The organism is Methylobacterium sp. Leaf469 (assembly GCF_001424745.1).
Taxonomy (GTDB): Bacteria; Pseudomonadota; Alphaproteobacteria; order Rhizobiales; family Beijerinckiaceae; genus Methylobacterium.
The window spans coordinates 24,510-41,577 of record NZ_LMRE01000023.1; the positions used below are offsets into that span (position 1 = coordinate 24,510).

General features: G+C 67.6%; 20 protein-coding genes. 11 read left to right on the forward strand and 9 right to left on the reverse strand.

Annotated features, from left to right (window positions below; all coding sequences use genetic code 11):
- Window positions 1-5: 5 nt before the first annotated feature.
- The 9 genes from alr to ASG60_RS11320 all read right to left on the reverse strand — a co-directional run bounded on the left by alr (window position 6) and on the right by ASG60_RS11320 (window position 7,309).
- On the reverse strand, window positions 6-1,103 hold the full coding sequence (alr, locus tag ASG60_RS11280) for an alanine racemase (RefSeq protein ID WP_082531729.1): 1,098 nt from the start codon (window positions 1,101-1,103) through the stop codon (window positions 6-8).
- 125 nt (window positions 1,104-1,228) lie between these two features.
- Window positions 1,229-2,719, reverse strand: a complete 1,491-nt coding sequence (locus tag ASG60_RS11285) for a replicative DNA helicase (RefSeq protein ID WP_056086665.1) — start codon at window positions 2,717-2,719, stop codon at window positions 1,229-1,231.
- A 269-nt stretch (window positions 2,720-2,988) separates the two neighbouring features.
- Complete coding sequence (rplI, locus tag ASG60_RS11290) at window positions 2,989-3,552, reverse strand: 50S ribosomal protein L9 (protein ID WP_056086662.1); 564 nt, start codon at window positions 3,550-3,552, stop codon at window positions 2,989-2,991.
- A gap of 60 nt (window positions 3,553-3,612) precedes the next feature.
- The gene (locus tag ASG60_RS11295) at window positions 3,613-4,614 is read right to left on the reverse strand and encodes a DUF2232 domain-containing protein (protein WP_056385646.1); all 1,002 of its coding nucleotides are present in this window, start codon (window positions 4,612-4,614) and stop codon (window positions 3,613-3,615) included.
- A 154-nt stretch (window positions 4,615-4,768) separates the two neighbouring features.
- Window positions 4,769-5,056, reverse strand: coding sequence for a 30S ribosomal protein S18 (gene rpsR, locus ASG60_RS11300; protein WP_056173092.1), 288 nt, complete (start codon window positions 5,054-5,056; stop codon window positions 4,769-4,771).
- A 3-nt stretch (window positions 5,057-5,059) separates the two neighbouring features.
- A complete protein-coding gene (gene rpsF / locus ASG60_RS11305; protein ID WP_056173095.1) occupies window positions 5,060-5,539 on the reverse strand; it encodes a 30S ribosomal protein S6 in 480 nt (159 codons plus the stop codon).
- 326 nt (window positions 5,540-5,865) lie between these two features.
- Window positions 5,866-6,570 carry an MgtC/SapB family protein gene (locus tag ASG60_RS11310; protein ID WP_056385648.1) on the reverse strand — a complete coding sequence of 235 codons (705 nt, stop codon included), beginning with the start codon at window positions 6,568-6,570 and terminating at the stop codon, window positions 5,866-5,868.
- 35 nt (window positions 6,571-6,605) lie between these two features.
- Window positions 6,606-6,863: a PepSY domain-containing protein gene (locus ASG60_RS11315; protein WP_056386050.1), complete on the reverse strand. Its 258-nt coding sequence runs from the start codon at window positions 6,861-6,863 to the stop codon at window positions 6,606-6,608.
- 71 nt (window positions 6,864-6,934) lie between these two features.
- Entirely contained in the window at window positions 6,935-7,309 is a 375-nt protein-coding gene (locus ASG60_RS11320; protein WP_056385650.1) for a PH domain-containing protein, read from the reverse strand.
- Between the two features lie 116 nt (window positions 7,310-7,425).
- Between ASG60_RS11320 and ASG60_RS11325 the strand changes: the two genes are divergently transcribed.
- The 11 genes from ASG60_RS11325 to frr all read left to right on the forward strand — a co-directional run bounded on the left by ASG60_RS11325 (window position 7,426) and on the right by frr (window position 17,054).
- Entirely contained in the window at window positions 7,426-8,184 is a 759-nt protein-coding gene (locus ASG60_RS11325) for a pyridoxine 5'-phosphate synthase (protein ID WP_056385652.1), read from the forward strand.
- A complete protein-coding gene (acpS, locus tag ASG60_RS11330; RefSeq protein ID WP_056306083.1) occupies window positions 8,181-8,594 on the forward strand; it encodes a holo-ACP synthase in 414 nt (137 codons plus the stop codon). The genes ASG60_RS11325 and acpS overlap by 4 nt, the downstream gene beginning before the upstream one ends.
- A 117-nt stretch (window positions 8,595-8,711) precedes the next feature.
- Window positions 8,712-9,512, forward strand: coding sequence for a signal peptidase I (gene lepB, locus ASG60_RS11335; RefSeq protein ID WP_056173108.1), 801 nt, complete (start codon window positions 8,712-8,714; stop codon window positions 9,510-9,512).
- A gap of 14 nt (window positions 9,513-9,526) precedes the next feature.
- Complete coding sequence (gene rnc / locus ASG60_RS11340; RefSeq protein ID WP_056173111.1) at window positions 9,527-10,321, forward strand: ribonuclease III; 795 nt, start codon at window positions 9,527-9,529, stop codon at window positions 10,319-10,321.
- On the forward strand, window positions 10,314-11,291 hold the full coding sequence (gene era, locus ASG60_RS11345) for a GTPase Era (RefSeq protein ID WP_056173114.1): 978 nt from the start codon (window positions 10,314-10,316) through the stop codon (window positions 11,289-11,291). The genes rnc and era overlap by 8 nt, the downstream gene beginning before the upstream one ends.
- Before the next feature lie 188 nt (window positions 11,292-11,479).
- Window positions 11,480-12,412, forward strand: a complete 933-nt coding sequence (locus ASG60_RS11350) for a methyltransferase (protein ID WP_056173116.1) — start codon at window positions 11,480-11,482, stop codon at window positions 12,410-12,412.
- On the forward strand, window positions 12,409-13,164 hold the full coding sequence (locus ASG60_RS11355) for a pseudouridine synthase (RefSeq protein WP_056385654.1): 756 nt from the start codon (window positions 12,409-12,411) through the stop codon (window positions 13,162-13,164). The genes ASG60_RS11350 and ASG60_RS11355 overlap by 4 nt, the downstream gene beginning before the upstream one ends.
- A gap of 171 nt (window positions 13,165-13,335) precedes the next feature.
- Window positions 13,336-14,403 carry a 30S ribosomal protein S2 gene (locus tag ASG60_RS11360; protein ID WP_056173123.1) on the forward strand — a complete coding sequence of 356 codons (1,068 nt, stop codon included), beginning with the start codon at window positions 13,336-13,338 and terminating at the stop codon, window positions 14,401-14,403.
- A gap of 138 nt (window positions 14,404-14,541) precedes the next feature.
- Window positions 14,542-15,465: a translation elongation factor Ts gene (gene tsf, locus ASG60_RS11365; RefSeq protein ID WP_056173126.1), complete on the forward strand. Its 924-nt coding sequence runs from the start codon at window positions 14,542-14,544 to the stop codon at window positions 15,463-15,465.
- Window positions 15,466-15,617: 152 nt separating this feature from the next.
- On the forward strand, window positions 15,618-16,340 hold the full coding sequence (pyrH, locus tag ASG60_RS11370) for a UMP kinase (protein ID WP_056173129.1): 723 nt from the start codon (window positions 15,618-15,620) through the stop codon (window positions 16,338-16,340).
- Between the two features lie 147 nt (window positions 16,341-16,487).
- Window positions 16,488-17,054 (forward strand): ribosome recycling factor, encoded by a 567-nt coding sequence (gene frr / locus ASG60_RS11375; RefSeq protein WP_056173131.1) that lies wholly within the window; start codon window positions 16,488-16,490, stop codon window positions 17,052-17,054.
- Window positions 17,055-17,068 lie beyond the last annotated feature (14 nt).

A 17,068-nucleotide genomic window follows, 5' to 3' on the forward strand; every position in this document is an offset into this window, starting at 1 on the left:
GCCCCTCAGGCCTCGGTTCCTGTCACATAATGGCGAACATAGCGAGAACCCAGCCCCGTCAGGATCTCGTAGCCGATGGTGCCGGCAGCGTGCCCGACAGTGTCGATGTCGAGGGCGTCACCGATGAGCGTCGCGGTTCCACCACGCGCTGCGCCGGGGGCGCCGGTGACGTCGACAATGACGAGATCCATGGAGATGAGCCCGACGATTGGGCAACGTACGCCGTCGACCAGGGCCATACCCCGTCCGCTCGCCGCACGCGGATAGCCGTCGGCGTAACCGAGTGAGAGGGTAGCGAGGCGGCGTCGGCCATCCGCACGCCAGGCGGCGTTGTAGCCGGCGGTCTCGCCGGCCGCGACGGTACGAACCTGCACGATGGTCGCCTCCAGGCGCACCACTGGACGCATGGGATTGGGTGTACCCGGCTTGGGGTTGCCACCGAAGAGCGCATAGCCGGGGCGCAGCAGGTCGTGGTGGGCTCGCGTACCCAGGAAGACGCCGGACGAATTGGCGAAGGAGGCGGGGATTCCCGGCAAGGCCGCGCGCAGGCGGGCGAAGTCCGCAGCCTGACGCGCATTGATGGCCTCGTCCGGCAACTCGGCACTGACGAGATGGGTCATCAGGACGTCGATGCCCGCCCGGGCCACGAGGGGATCGTCGACGAGTCCCAGCGCCTCGGACACGCAGAAGCCGAGGCGGTTCATCCCGGTGTCGATATGGAGCGCGGCGGGCCTCGGAGCGCCGGACTCGGCGGCAAGCGCCGCCCACTCGATCATCTCGTCGCGCGATCCAAGGACCGGGCGCAGGGCATGGGCGATGAGCGCGGGGCCGATGCCGGGCAGGAGCCCGTTGAGGACGTAGATGGTCGCGTGCGGCAGAAGCGCGCGCGCCGCGACGGCCTCGCCGAGGTGGGCGACGAAGTAGGTTCGGCACCCGGCCGCCCACAGGGCGGGCGCGACTTGGGTGAGGCCGCAGCCATAGGCGTCGGCTTTGACCACCGCCGCGCAGGTGAGCCCGGGCGCCTCGTCCGCGAGGCGGCGCCAGTTCGCCGCGATGGCCCCGAGGTCGATGGTGAGGGTGGCGCCGTGGCCTGCTTCGATCACGCTGTCCAGCTTTGTTCGGTCATTGATTCGGCAGGGTTCGTTCCGAAGCAGGCCTTAAACAAGGGTCGGAGGCTTCCACCACCAGATCGCTCGTAGGAATTGGCACCGAATCGCCTGACATGCGATCACATATGCTGGTCGGGGATTCGGTCCGACTGGGCAAGGTTCGAGAACCGCGTGATGTTTGCGTCGAACTGGAGCTCAACCGTGCCGGTGGGGCCGTGGCGCTGCTTGCCCAGGATCACCTCGGCCTTGCCGTGGACGCGGTTCATCTCGGCTTCCCAGGCGAAGAACTCTTCCGTGCCCTCACGGGGTTTCTTGTTGTTGACGTAGTACTCCTCGCGGAACACGAACATCACCACATCGGCGTCCTGCTCGATGGAGCCCGATTCGCGTAGGTCCGAGAGCTGCGGACGCTTGTCCTCGCGGTTCTCGACCTGACGCGAGAGCTGCGACAGGCCGATGATCGGCACGGCGAGTTCCTTGGCCAGCGCCTTCATGCCCGTGGTGATCTCGGTCATCTCCTGCACGCGGTTGTCCGAGCGCTTGCCGGAGCCTGACAGGAGCTGGAGGTAATCGACGATGAGCAGGTCGAGACCCTTCTGGCGCTTGAGGCGCCGGGCACGCGCCGCGAGCTGGGCGATGGAGATGCCGCCGGTCTGGTCGATGTAGAACGGGATCGTCTGCATGTCCCGGGCGGCATCGGTGATCTTGTAGAAATCCTCCGGGCGGATGTCGCCGCGGCGGATCTTGTAGGAGGGCACGCCGGACTGCTCGGCGATGATGCGGGTGGCGAGCTGCTCGGCCGACATTTCGAGGGAGAAGAACCCGACGATGCCGCCGTTGACCGTCTTCATGACGCCATCGGCGCCCTTCTCGCCCTTATAGGCCTTGGCGATGTTGAAGGCGATGTTGGTCACCAGCGAGGTCTTGCCCATGGCCGGGCGGCCCGCGAGGATGATGAGATCCGACGATTGCAGACCGCCCATCTTGGCGTCGAGGTCGGACAGGCCGGTGGCGATGCCCGAAAGCTTGCCCTCGCGCTGGTAGGCCTTGGCGGCCATGTCGACGGCGGTGGTGAGCGCCTCGGAAAATTTCTGGAAGCCGCCGTCGTACTTGCCCGATTCGGCGAGTTCGTAGAGCCTGCGCTCGGTGCCCTCGATCTGGTCGCGGGGCGAGGATTCCACCGGGGCCTCGTAGGCGCCGTTCACCAGATCCTCGCCGATGGTGATGAGCCGGCGCCGTATAGCCAGATCGTAGATGGTGCGGCCGTAATCGCCCGCGTTGATGACCGTGGTCGCCTCGGCCGCGAGGCGGGCGAGGTACTGCATCACCGTCTGGCCACCGAGATCGGCGTCGCCGAGATACGTCTTCAGGGTGATCGGGGTCGCGAGCTTGCCGCCCTTGATGAGCTGCGAGGCCACCTCGAAGATCTTGCGGTGGACGTCCTCCATGAAGTGCTCGGCCAGGAGGAAGTCCGAGATGCGATAGTAGGCGTCGTTGTTGACTAGGATCGCGCCGAGCAGGGCCTGCTCCGCATCGATGTTGTGCGGCGCGACGCGGAATTCCTGCGTCACCTGTTGAAGGTTGGCCACGAGGGCGTTGGGCAGGGCCATGGGCTGACTCGAGGCTCCGACTTTTCCAAGCGCGCGGGGATGTGGTCACCCAACCCGCCTTCATTCAGAGGCCAACCATGGCGCACCGTGGTTAAGAGCCTCTGATCACGATCGACCGATCCGCGTGCGAGCCCGGCCAGAGCCGGACGCACGAACGCCCGCGACTCAGGCGAGGCGCGGGCGTCTATTTTGGAACAAAGGAGGAACAAGTCAAACCGTGAACGCTATCGCTCCCCGTTCTCCACCGCCCCGAAGGGCCGTGAATCGGCTTACTCGCGGTCGTCGCCGGCCTCGGCCAGCGCCGCGCCGACTTCGAGGCCGAGGTCGTCGAGGTTGAACGCCTCGCGCTCGGTGGTGGACTCGCCGCGGGCCTGACGCTCGGCCTCCTCGGGGGAGCGGGCGACGTTGACGGTCACGGAGACCTCGACCTCGGGGTGCAGCACGACGGGGACGACGTGCAGGCCGAGGGTCTTGATCGGCTGGTTCAGCGCGAACTGGTCACGACCGACCGAGAAGCCCTCCGCGGTGACGACCTCGGCGAGATCGCGGGTCGAGACCGAGCCGTAGAGCACGCCGGTCTCGCCCGACTGGCGGATGAGCACGAAGCTCTTGCCCTCGAGGGTCTCGGCGACGGTCTGGGCCTCGGACTTCTTCTCGAGGTTGCGGGCCTCGAGTTGGGCGCGCTGGGTCTCGAAGTGCTTCTTGTTGCCGGCGGTGGCGCGCAGGGCCTTGCCGCGGGCGAGGAGGAAGTTGCGGGCGTAGCCCGGCTTCACGTTCACGGTCTCGCCCATCTGGCCGAGCTTGGCGACGCGCTCGAGGAGGATGACTTCCATGGTTCTGGTCCTTCGGTTGGGGTTGGGATGGAAAACCGCCGGCCTCGGCCGGCGGCAGGCTCAAGGTCGCCCGGGCAAGTCCTTCGGACGGCGCCGGTCGAGGGCGGTGTCGGCGATGCCGAACAGGGTCAGGGCCACAAAGGCGATCCCCTGGGTCACGAACAGGATGAGGTACAGGCCGAACAGTAGGGCGAGGCGCCCCGGGCGGCCCCGGCTTCGGTCGTGGAAGGCGGCAAGTCCCTGGATGGCGAAGGCCGCGCTGAGGGCGCCGGCCACGGCCACGCCGAGCACACCGGGATAGCCCGGCGTGAAGGTCAGCAGGAGGGCGACGGCCAGGATGCCGAGGACCCGGCGCGGCATCCGCGTGGAGGGCAGGTCGGGCCAAGGCCGGGGCAGGCGGCCCGACACTTTTACGATTTTCGCGGCGGCCCATAAGTAGAACACGAGGAGGACGGCCAAGCCCTGCGCGGCGAGACCCGGCGCGATGCGGGCCAGGGCGTCGGACACGTCGTCCTTCAAGGTGTCGTCGGGCTTGCTCGCGTCCGGTTTCGGAGCATCCGGGTCCGCCGCATCAGGGGCGGTCTGGGCCGGGACGGCCGCGCGCCCCTGGGTCTGGATCTTCACGATGGTGCGCGTCATGTCGCGCAGTTGCGTGTGGAAGGTCTCGTAGTTCGGCGCCGCGATGACCGCGATGGCGACGAAGGCAAGGCCGGCCGTGCCGGCGGTCCAGGCCAGCAGCCGGCCTGTCGGATACCATTCCATGGTACCGTCGGCGCCGGGCCGGCCGAGGAGCGCGAGGTAGGCGAGCCACCAGGCGGGCAGGGCCAGATAGGCGAGAAAGCCGAGGCCGAGGAAGGGCTGCACCACGAGGGCCAGCGCAAGGCTGCCGGTGACGGCCGCGACGAGGGCGGCCTTGTGGCTCCAGCCGAGCCCGACGATGAGGATCGGGAGCGGGGCGAGCAGATAGAGGATGATGGCGAGTGCCGTCGCCTTCAGCAGCACGCCGAAGAGGAGAGCCGAGACGAGGCCCGCGCCGATACCGATTCCGAGAAACTGACCCATCGATCCCGCTGTCCCACTGTCCCGGTGCCGGGCAGGGTTAGAGGCACGCATCGCCCCAACGTCTCCCAGCCCTCACCATCGAAGGCCGGTACGAAACACTTCTACCGGTGAACCGGCATGCGCCTCGGCTCCATCGGAGCCGAGGCGGTCGTGACTACTTGATCACGTAGGGCAGGAAGCCGAGGAAGCGGGCGCGCTTGATCGCCTGGGCGAGCTCGCGCTGCTTCTTGGCGGACACCGCCGTGATGCGCGACGGGACGATCTTGCCGCGCTCGGAGACGTAGCGCGACAGGAGCTTGACGTCCTTGTAGTCGATCTTGGGCGCGTTCGCGCCCGAGAAGGGGCAAGTCTTCCGACGACGGAAGAAGGGACGGCGTCCGCCGCCCGCACCACCACCAGCACCGCCAGCGGCGGGTGCACCGGGTCCAGCACCAAACGCCATAGCTTAAGCCTCCCCGCCGAAGCTGCGCTCGGGGCGGTCGCCCCGGTCGCCGCGATCACCACGGTCGCCGCGATCGCGGTCGCCGCCGAATCCACCACCACCGCCGAAGCCTTCGTCGTCACGACGACGGCCGCGCTCACGATCCTTGCGGTCGTCGCGGTCGCGCTTCTGCATCATCGCCGACGGCTCGGACTCGAGCTCTTCGACGCGGACGGTCATGAAACGCAGGACGTCCTCGGAGATCTGCATCTGGCGCTCCATCTCGGCCAGGGCGGCCGGGGGGGCGTCGACGTTGAGGAGCGTGAAATGCGCCTTGCGGTTCTTCTTGATGCGGTAGGCGAGGGACTTCACGCCCCACATCTCGATCTTCTCGACCTTGCCGCCATTGGCTTCGATGACGCCCTTGTAGGTCTCGACCATGGTCTCGACCTGCTGGGTCGTCACGTCCTGGCGTGCCAGGAAGACGTGTTCGTAGAGAGGCATTAACGGGCCCTTCATATCCAAAGGGACCCGACGGCACATGGCAGTGCGGGATAAGAAGCGTCGGGCCGGTTCGTACGCGAAATCGCCCGGCGCCAAGCCCTTCGAGCCGTTTGAAGGCCCGAGCGGTTGATCGAAGGCGGAGACACGGGACGACGGGAAAAGCCCTTGCGGAACCTCGCCCTATGCCGAACGAATCGGCATCGTCCGTTCAGCCCCCAGCCGGAGCGAACACGAGGGGTGGCAGATAAACCAGTTGTTCGGGCTTGGCAAGGCAGCCGTCATTCGGGCCCATAGCGGTGAGAAGGGCCGACCTTCGGCTCGGCATCTCAGACGCTGGGATCCCGCGTGGTGGTTTCGCGGTGGATCGTCTCCACGCTCGCGACGGCTTCGTGCCGGCGCAGCCGCTCGGTCAGCGCATCGAGGGTATTGCGGTCCACATGCACGAGGCAAAGGGTGATCTCATCGCTCGCATCGACTCCGTGCTGGCGAATTACGATCTGCCGCAGCTTCGGCGCACACGGCCCGGCGAGGGCGCGCAGGTGTGCGAGGGTCAGCGCATTGTGTCGAGCGACGATGCGCAGATCGTATTTCTGGCGCCGCTCGCGGTAGCGTTCTTCCAGCGGCTTCATGCCCGCCAGGATACCCAGCACGATGGCAGTTGTGGCGATGGCCGGTACGTAGAGCCCGCCCCCGGACGCAAGACCAATGGCGGCCACCGCCCAGAGGCTCGCGGCGGTTGTGAGGCCCTTCACGACCTCACCGCGCAGGAGGATCGTGCCGGCACCGAGGAAGCCGATGCCGGACACCACCTGGGCGGCGACACGCGACGGATCGAGGGTCACGTTCGGTCGGCCCAGGATGTCGGCGAACCCGAAGGCCGAGACGATCATCAGCAGGCACGAACCGACGCAGACCAGCATGTGCGTCCGCATGCCGGCCGCCCACACCAGTCGCTCCCGTTCGAAGCCGATGACGCTGCCGAGCAGCGCGGCCACGAGCAAACGGCCAACCATGTCGACGTTGCTCAGCACGATTCGACGCTCATCGCCCGCTCGTTGGCGTCCGGTTATTTGTTCGGCTTTTCGGACAGGAGTGCCCCCGTCTTCGGATCGGCGTGGAACTGCATCTTCGTGCCGTTCTTCACGCCCTCGCCCTCCCAATGGCCATCATCGGCCTCGAACTCCGTGATGCTGGTGTAGCCCTCCGCCATCAACTTCTGTTTCACCTGCGCGGCGGGCATCCAATCGGCTCCGGGCTGATCGGCGAGTGCTGCCGTCGATGCGGCAAGGGCGAGCACCAGGGCGAGGGGAATCGAGCGTGACATCCAGAACTCCATGAGCCGGCAAAAAATCCAGACGTTTCAACGGGAATGCCGGGGGTGGGTTCCTGCGCGGCCTACCGAATCGATGCCGCGATCGACTGCTGGATGCCCAGGATGTTCGCGCCCCGCTTCAAGGTCTTCTGGATCGGCTCGGCCCTGCCGGACACCCAGATCTTGAGTTCGGAATCGAGGTCGAAACTCCCGGCCGTCTCGACGGAGAAGCAGGTGATCGCCCGGTACGGCACCGTCATGTACTGGACCTTGCGGCCGGTGATCCCCTGCTTGTCCACGAGGATCAAACGCCGGTCGGTGAACACGATGAGATCCCTCAGGAGTCGGAAGGCGACCTGCACGCTTTCACCCTCCGTGAGGATGCCGGCGAGCTGCTCGCTGACCTCCGCCGCCGAGAGGTCGCTGCCGTGGCCGAGAAGGCCGTCGAGAAATCCCATCGTATGCCGTATCCCCGTTCGTACTTGCGAGGCCTATGTAACGATGGTGCTGGCCTGGTGAAACGACCGGGCCGTGTTGATCTCCGTGGGGATCGCGTTTGGAGTCCGCCGGATACATGATTCATCGTTCCTTGCGTCTCGGCGTGAACATCGACCACGTCGCCACCGTTCGCAACGCGCGCGGGGGCGGGCATCCCGATCCGATCCGGGCGGCGCGAATGGCCGTCGAGGCGGGGGCGGACGGCATCACGGCGCACTTGCGCGAGGACCGGCGCCACATCCGCGACGCCGACATGGAGACCTTGGCCCGGGTCCTGACCGTCCCCCTCAACTTCGAGATGGCGGCCACCGACGAGATGGTCGCCCTGGCGATTCGCCTGAAGCCCCATGCCGCCTGCATCGTGCCGGAGAAGCGCGAGGAGCGCACCACCGAGGGGGGGCTCGACATCGTCGGCGGCCACGAACATCTGGCGCCCCGCATCATTGCCCTGAGCGCGGCCGGCATCCGCGTATCCCTGTTCGTCGAGCCCGATGTCGCGGTGATGGACGCCGCACACCGCCTCGGCGCCCCCGTGGTCGAGCTCCACACTGGGACCTATTGCGAGGCGGTGGCGGCCGGAAACACCGAACGGGTATCGGTGGAACTCGCTCGAATCGCCCGCGCGGCGACGCATGGCGCCAGCCTCGGCCTGGAGATCCATGCCGGTCACGGCTTGGCCCTGGACAGCGTCGGACCGGTGGCGGCGTTGGCCGAGATCGCCGAGCTCAACATCGGCCACGCCCTCATCGGCGAGGCGATCTTCACGGGGTTGGATCAAGCCGTCCGCGACATGCGGGCGGCCATGGACGCCGCCCGGGGAGCGAGCGCCGCATGATCGTCGGCATCGGCTCCGATCTCTGCGACATCCGCCGCATCGCACGCTCCCTCGAACGCTACGGCGAGCGCTTCACCCACCGGGTCTTCACCGACGGAGAGCGGGCGAAATGCGATGCCCGCGCCGCCCGCGCGCCGTCCTACGCCCGGCGCTTCGCCGCCAAGGAGGCCTGCGCCAAGGCGCTCGGCACCGGTCTCAGCCAGGGCGTATTCTGGCGGGACATGGAGGTGGTGAACCTGCCCGGCGGTCGCCCGACCCTACGCCTGACCGGCGGGGCCGCGACGCACCTCGCCGGGCTGATTCCGGCGGGTCATGCCCCCAAGGTCCACATCACCCTTACGGACGATCCTCCCATGGCTCAGGCCTTCGTGATCATCGAGGCGGTGCCGCTCGGCACCCTCCGGGCCTAGCTGGCGGCCCCCTCGCGTTGCGGCTCCTCCGCGCATGGTCTATGCCGCCGCTCGACCGTCGATGACGGACGGGGCCTGGATGTCGGCCTTCCGTGTCGAATCGGAGAGGCCAGCCAGATGGAACGTGCCCGCGTGGACCACCAGACGAAGCATGACTTGAAGGCGGCCGAGACCGGAACCTGGGCCAGCATCAAGGAAACCCTGAAGGTCGGCGGCCAGGCGCTGCTCATCGCCCTCGTGGTACGGACGCTGCTGTTCCAGCCGTTCAACATCCCGTCGGGGTCGCTCGTGCCGACGCTCCTCATCGGCGATTACCTGTTCGTCTCGAAATATTCCTATGGCTACTCGAAATACTCCCTGCCCCTGAGCGAGTACCTGCCGTTCACGGCCGACGGCCGGGTCTGGGCGGCGACCCCGAAGCGCGGCGACATCGCGGTGTTCAAGCTGCCCAAGGACAATGCCACGGACTACATCAAGCGCGTCATCGGCCTGCCCGGCGACAAGATCCAGATGAAGGCCGGCCTGCTCTACATCAACGACGTGCCGGTCAAGCGCGAGAAGATCGCGCCGTTCGAGACCACCGGCCCCTACGGTGAGCAGGCCAAGGCCGAGCAGTACCTCGAGACCCTGCCGGGCGGCGTCACCCATAAGGTGATCGAGCGCGACGGCGACAACGGTTACTGGGACAACACCGAGCCCTACACCGTGCCGGAAGGGCGGTTCTTCATGATGGGCGACAACCGCGACAACTCCACCGATTCGCGCGATCTCGCCAATGTGGGCTTCGTGCCGTTCGAGAACTTCGTCGGCCGGGCGGAGATGATCTTCTTCTCCATCGACGAGGGCACGCCGGCGTGGCAGATCTGGAACTGGCCGGCGAAGGTCCGCTGGGGCCGCCTGTTCACCACCATTCAGTAGGGCGATTGCGAACCGTGGACGAAGAGGCGCGTCCCTCCAGCCGGGCGCGGCGCGCGCCGCGTCCGAAGCCCGGCCTCGCCGTGCTCGAAGCCGCGATCGGCCATGCCTTTGCCGACCCGAACCTGCTGGTCCTGGCGCTGACCCACGTGAGCAAGGCGGGCGGCAATGGCCGTCTCGGCAGCTATCAGCGCCTCGAATTCCTCGGCGATCGTGTGCTGGGTCTCGCCATCGGCGATCTCCTCTACGCCGCGTTTCCGGGAGCCGACGAGGGTGACCTGTCGCGGCGCCTCGCCGGCCTCGTCCGGCGCGAGACCTGCGCCGCCGTGGCCACCACCTGGGATGTCGGTCCGCACCTGTTGCTCGGCCCCGGCGAGGTCCAGAGCGGCGGGCGCCGCAACCAGACCATCCTGGCCGATGCCTGCGAGTCGATCCTCGGCGCCGTGTTCCTCGACGCCGGCTATGCCAAGGCCAAGGCCATCGTGGAGGCCGCCTTCACCCCGGGCGTCGACACGGCCGCCCCGCGGGGACGCGACGCCAAGTCGTCGCTCCAGGAATGGGCGATGGGCCGCGGCCTGCCGATCCCCGCCTACGAGGTGGTGGAGCGCTCCGGCCCCGATCATGCCCCCCTGTTCCGCATAGCCGCCCGGGTCGAGGGCTTCGCGCCCGGCATCGGTTCCGGCCCGTCCAAGCGCCTTGCCGAGCAGGAGGCCGCCCGCCTTGTGCTGGAGCGCGAGGTGCTCGGTCAGACCCCCACCCCAACCATGGAGACGTCGGCGGACGTCCGCGAAGGAAATTCCCCCGATGTCTGATCCCGATTTCGAGACCGACCACGACGACGACGATCTGCCGCCCCTGGTGCCGATCCCTTCGGCGCCCATGCCGGAGAACACCACCGCCGGCTTCGTCGCTCTCATCGGCATCCCGAATGCCGGCAAGTCGACACTTTTGAACAGCCTCGTCGGCACCAAGGTGTCCATCGTCTCCCGCAAGGTGCAGACGACGCGCGCACTCGTGCGCGGCATCGTCATGGAGGGCACGGCGCAGATCATCCTCGTCGACACCCCCGGCATCTTCGCGCCGAAGCGCCGCCTCGACCGCGCCATGGTGCATTCCGCCTGGAGCGGCGCGTCGGACGCCGACGCCGTGTGCCTGCTCATCGATGCCCGCAAGGGCGTCTCCGACGAGGTCGAGGCGATCCTGGCCAAGCTCCCCGATGTGAAACGCCCCAAGGTCCTGATCCTCAACAAAATCGATCTCATCCCGCGCGACCGCCTGCTGGCGCTCTCCGCCTCGCTCAACGAGCGCATCGCCTTCACCCACACCTTCATGATCTCGGCGCTGAACGGCGACGGCATCGACGTGCTGAAGGCGACCCTGGCTTCAATGATGCCGAAGAGCCCGTGGCTCTACCCCGAGGATCAGGTCTCGGACGCCCCGATCCGCATGCTGGCCTCCGAGATCACCCGCGAAAAGCTCTACGACCGCCTGCACGAGGAACTGCCCTACCGCTCCACCGTCGAGACCGATCAGTGGCAGGTGCGGACCGACGGATCGGTGCGCATCGAGCAGACCATCTTCGTCGAGCGCGAGAGCCAGCGCTCCATCGTGCTCGGCAAGGGCGGCCAGACCATCAAGGCCATCGGCCAGGCGGCGCGGCGGGAGATCGCCGAGGCGGCCGAGCAGACGGTTCACCTGTTCCTGCACGTGAAGGTGCGCGAGAACTGGGCCGACGATCCGGCACGCTACCGCGAGATGGGCTTGGAATTCCCCCGCGGCTAGCAAGGTTTCACCCATGTGGTCGCCGGTTTCCCGTCGAGGATCGGCGACCTGTCAGGAAGCCGAACAGGGTGAAGCGTTGGCTTGCCGACGCGAACCTGCTTCGGCATCGGCTATCACCGACCAGCTCAGGTCACCCGTCACGCTCTCAGCCGTCGAGGCGCGCACCATCCGCGCCGGATCGTATCATCATGTCCGTCACATCGTTCTCGCACGCCGTATACGGCCTCCCGCCCGCTGAACTCATCGATGGGCCGGAGGGGGCCGCCGACGGCGCCGTTCAACTTTCGCCGCTGATCCCGGGGTCGCCACGGATCGAGGATGTCGATCTGGGCAGCCTCGAACGGATCGACGTGCTGGCGCCGGCCGGCACCATCGAGCGGCGCTACGTCCTGGCCCAGGCGCTGCGCGCGCTGCGTCCCGGCGGTCGCCTCACGGCCCTCGCCCCGAAGGACAGGGGCGGATCGCGCTTGGCCAAGGAACTCGCGGGCTTCGGAGCGCCGGCGACGGAGAGCGCCCGGCGCCACCACCGCATCTGCGTGGTCGATCGGCCGGAGGCCATCGGCGATCTGAAGGCGGCCCTCGATGAGGGTGGTCCGCGTCATATCGACAACCTCGCCCTGTGCTCGCAAGCCGGCATCTTCTCCTACGACCGCCTCGATCCGGGCTCGGCCCTGCTCCTGTCGCTGCTCCCCCCGCTCTCCGGCAGCGGTGCCGATTTCGGCTGCGGCCTCGGGGTCCTGGCGCGCTCCGTCCTGCATTCGCCCAAGGTCACGACCCTGACCCTCATCGACATCGACCGGCGTGCCGTGGAAATGGCGACGCGCAACGTCGGCGATCCGCGCGCCACGATCCGCTGGGCCGACATCCGCGCGGGCCATCTCGGCCTCAGCCGCCTCGACTTCGTGGTGATGAACCCGCCCTTCCACGACGGCGGTTCAGAGGATCAGGCCCTCGGCCAGGGCTTCATCGCCCGTGCGGCCGAGGCCCTGCGCCCGGGCGGTACCCTGTGGCTCACCGCCAACATGCACCTTCCCTACGAGAAGCCCCTCAAGGCCGCATTCAAGACCGTCGAGCTGAAAGCATCGTCCGGCGGCTACAAGATCTTCGAGGCCCGGAAATGAGCAAGGCGGGCAAGACCCCGACCCTGCGCCTCGACCGCCTGCTCGCGAACATGGGCTACGGCTCGCGCCGTGAGATCGGGCTCCTCACCGGGGCCGGCCTCGTCGTCCTCGACGGCGCCGCCTTGCGGGATTCGGACCAGCGCATCCCGGTCACACCCGATCTGGCGCAGCGCATGATGGTGGACGGCGCCCCCCTCGATCCGCCGCCGGGCGTGACCCTGATGCTGCACAAGCCGCTCGGCGTCACCTGCTCGCACAAGGAGGCGGGGCCGCTGATCTACGGTCTGCTGCCCGACCGCTGGCGCCGGCGCGACCCGGCCCTGTCCACCGTCGGCCGCCTCGACAAGGAGACGTCCGGCCTCCTGCTGCTGACCGACGACGGCGCCCTGCTGCATCGGATCATCGCGCCGAAATCCAACGTCGCCAAGCGATACCAGGTGACTCTGGACCGCCCGCTCAAGGGCAACGAAGCCGCGATTTTCGCCTCCGGCACCCTGATGCTGGAGGGCGAGGACAAGCCGCTCCTGCCGGTGGAGACGGAGGTTCACGACGAGACCCGCGCCGCCGTCACCCTGCACGAGGGTCGCTACCATCAGGTCCGGCGCATGTTCGCCGCCGTCGGTAATCACGTCGTCGGCCTCCACCGCGACCGAATCGGCGGGCTCGACTTGCCGGCCGATCTCGAGGCCGGCGCGTACCGGGTGATGGACGAGGCCGCGATCGCCGCCGTTTTCGGCGGCGCACAGGCCTGACGGGCTCCGCCCGCCCCAAAACCTTGCCATCGCAAAAACCGTCTGGTAAGGCCCCGCCCATTCCACACGCGGAGTTGGCCTCATGCCTGAATGAGGCGTTTCCGGTGACCGGTGCCCCACGGGACCCTGGTCGCTTCCTCCGCGGCGGCATAACCGGAGAGACAAAAGATCATGGCCGTTGATTTCAGCATGCGTCAGCTTCTCGAGGCCGGCGCCCACTTCGGGCACCAGGCCCACCGCTGGAACCCGAAGATGCAGTCCTACATCTTCGGGACGCGCAACAACATCCACATCATCGACCTGGCCCAGACCGTGCCGGCGCTTCACCAGGCCCTGCAGGCCGTGAGCGACACCGTGGCCAAGGGTGGCCGCGTGCTGTTCGTCGGCACCAAGCGCCAGGCCGCCGACACCATCGCCGAGGCCGCCAAGCGTTCGGCCCAGTACTACGTCAACTCCCGCTGGCTCGGCGGCATGCTGACCAACTGGAAGACCATCTCGGGCTCGATCTCGCGCCTGCGCAAGGTCGACGAGATCCTCGATGGCGGGGCCCAGGGCCTCACCAAGAAGGAGCGTCTCATGCTCGCTCGCGAGAAGGACAAGCTCGAGAAGGCCCTCGGCGGCATCAAGGACATGGGCGGCGTGCCCGACCTGCTGTTCGTGATCGACACCAACAAGGAGCAGCTCGCGATCAAGGAGGCCCAGCGCCTCGGGATCCCGGTGGCCGCCATCGTCGACACCAACTGCAACCCGGACGGCATCACCTACGTGGTTCCGGCCAACGATGACGCCGGCCGCGCCATCGCTCTGTACTGCGACCTCATCGCCCGCGCTGCCATCGATGGCATCTCGCGCGGTCAGGGCTCGAGCGGCATCGATCTCGGTGCCTCCGAGGAGCCGACCGCTGAGGAGCTGCCCGCCAACGACGAGGGTGCGGCTTCCATCGAGTCCGGCTCGGTCACCCAGGCCGATGTGGCCGCCCTCGTGGAGTCCACCGAGCACTTCGAACTGCTCTCGGCCCCGCGCGGCGCCCCCGACGACCTGTCGAAGCTCCACGGTGCCGGTCCCCAGATCGTTCAGAAGCTCAACGAAGCCGGCGTCTACCATTACTGGCAGATCGCCGCGATGAGCGAAGCGGACGTCGCGAAGGTCGATGCCGATCTCAAGCTCAATGGCCGCATCGGCCGTGACGGCTGGGTCGAGCAGGCCCGTGGCTTCGCCGAGGCCGCCGCCGCCGCCTGAGACCGCCACGGCGGCCTCGAGCCAGGGCCGCCACCGACGGATCGACACCATCATCCTGAAGCCCGGTGCTTTTTCCAGAGCGCCGGGCTCCTTCACTTCAAGAATCCCCCACTTCAAGAGTCCCGGAAAGGACAGGCCATGGCCAACATCACCGCCGCACTGGTGAAAGAGCTCCGCGAAAAGACCGGCGCGGGCATGATGGACTGCAAGGGCGCACTGAACGAGACGGACGGCGACATCGAAGCCGCCGTCGACTGGCTGCGCAAGAAGGGCCTCGCCAAGGCCGCCAAGAAGGCCGGCCGCGTCGCCGCCGAGGGCCTCGTCGCCGTCGAGTCCGCCGGGCATCACGCCGCCCTCGTCGAGGTGAACTCCGAGACGGACTTCGTCGCCCGCAACGACAGCTTCCAGGGCTTTGCCCGCGAGGCCGCCAAGCTCGCCCTGGATACCGACGGCACCCTCGAAGGCCTCGAGTCCGCCAAGTTCCCCGGCGCCGAGACCACCGTCAAGGAGAGCCTCGCGAACCTCATCGCCACCATCGGCGAGAACATGACCCTGCGCCGCGTCGCCAAGCTCGACGTGACCAAGGGCGTCATCGCCTCCTACGTCCACGGCCAGGTGGTCGACGGCCTCGGCAAGATCGGCGTCCTCGTCGCCCTCGAGTCCGAGGGTGACGTCGAGGTGCTTTCCACCCTCGGTCGCCAGATCGCCATGCACGTCGCCGCCACCAACCCGGTGGCCCTCGATGCCGCCGGCGTCGACCAGCCGACCCTCGACCGCGAGATCAACATCCTGCGCGAGAAGAACGCCGGAAAGCCCGAAAATGTGCTCGCCAAGATCGTCGAGAGCGGCCTGAAGAGCTACTACAAGGAGGTCACCCTCCTCGAGCAGCCCTTCGTGCACGACGGCTCGAAGACCATCACGCAGGTCCTCAAGGAAGCCGAGGGCAAGGCCGGCGCACCGGTCAAGCTCACCGCCTTCGTTCGCTACGCCCTCGGTGAGGGCATCGAGAAGGAAGAGGCTCCGGATTTCGCCGCCGAGGTCGCGGCCGCCGCTCGCGGCTGATCACGGACCGACGGTCTGACGAAAATGTGAGGGGGGCGGTGGCAGCGATGCCGCCGCCCCTCGACGTTTCGGTCCCGCCTGCGCTAGACACCCCTCCGCTTCCGATTGGCTCGCCGCCCCGATTTCGGGACGGCTTTGAGGGGACTGGCTCGATGCCGGAGACCACACCGTTTCGCCGCGTCCTCGTGAAGCTGTCCGGGGAGGCGCTCGCTGCGCCGGACGGTTACTGGCTGCACCCCCCGACGCTCGCCGGAATCGCCGACGACATCGCCCGTACGCGGGAAGCTGGAATCCAACTCGCCCTGGTGGTCGGCGGCGGCAACATGATCCGCGGTGCGCGCATCTCGGCCGCGGGCTGGATCGACCGGGCCACCGGGGATTCGCTCGGCATGATGGCGACGGTGATGAACTCGCTGGCCCTCGAGACCGCCCTGAACGCCGCCGGCGTACCCGCCCGCACCATGTCGGCCGTGTCGATGCCGACGATCTGCGAGACCTTCGCGCGGCAGCCCGCCCTGCACCACCTCGACAAGGGGCAGGTCATCGTGCTCGCGGGCGGCACCGGCAACCCGTTCTTCACCACCGACACGGCCGCCGTTCTGCGCGCGGCCGAGCTGCGTTGCGATGCCGTGCTCAAGGCGACACAGGTGGACGGGGTCTACTCTGCCGATCCGAAGATCGACCCGTCCGCCACCCGCTACGATCGCCTCACCCACGACGAGGCCATCGGCCGCGACCTCAAGGTGATGGACACCGCCGCTTTCGCCCTCGCCCGCGAGAGCCGTCTCTCCATCGTGGTCGGGTCCGTCCATGCGCCGAGCTCGATCCGGGCCATCCTCACGGGGGAGGCACCGGCCACCCACGTGGTTCCTTGATCCACGCTCCCGCGATCCTCGGATGCGAAACGCCGAAGGGCCGCGAACACATTTGCGGGCCACAGGGTTTTGGTTCATTGAAGCCGCAGAACGGGCCCCGGCGGCCCGGCTTCCCTCCCTCTCTGTTCGCGTCGGGACACTGAACGCATGGCTGCTATCCCCGAATTCGATCTGAACGACATCAAGCGCCGCATGCAGGGGGCCGTCACCTCCCTCAAGGGCGACCTCGGTTCCCTGCGAACGGGCCGCGCGACCCCGAGCATCCTCGATCCGATCCAGGTCGATGCCTACGGGGCGATGATGCCAATGGCGCAGGTCGCCACCGTGAGCGTGCCGGAGCCCCGCCTGCTGAGCATTTCGGTCTGGGACCGGGGCATGGTCAGCGCCGTCGAGAAGGCGATCCGTGAATCCGACCTCGGCATGAACCCCCAGACGGAAGGCCAGACCATCCGCCTGCGCGTGCCGGAGATGAACGAGCAGCGCCGCAAGGAAATGGTCAAGGTCGCACACAAGTATACGGAAGAGGCTCGTGTCGCCGTCCGCCACGTGCGTCGCGACGGGCTCGACCATCTGAAGAAGCTGGAGAAGGACGGCGCCATCAGCGAAGACGACGAGAAGCGTCAGGCCGGTGAAGTCCAGAAGGTCACCGATCAGCACATCGCCGAGATCGACGGCGTGCTGGCGTCCAAGGAAAAGGAAATCATGCAGGTCTAGCGCATCTGCCTGAG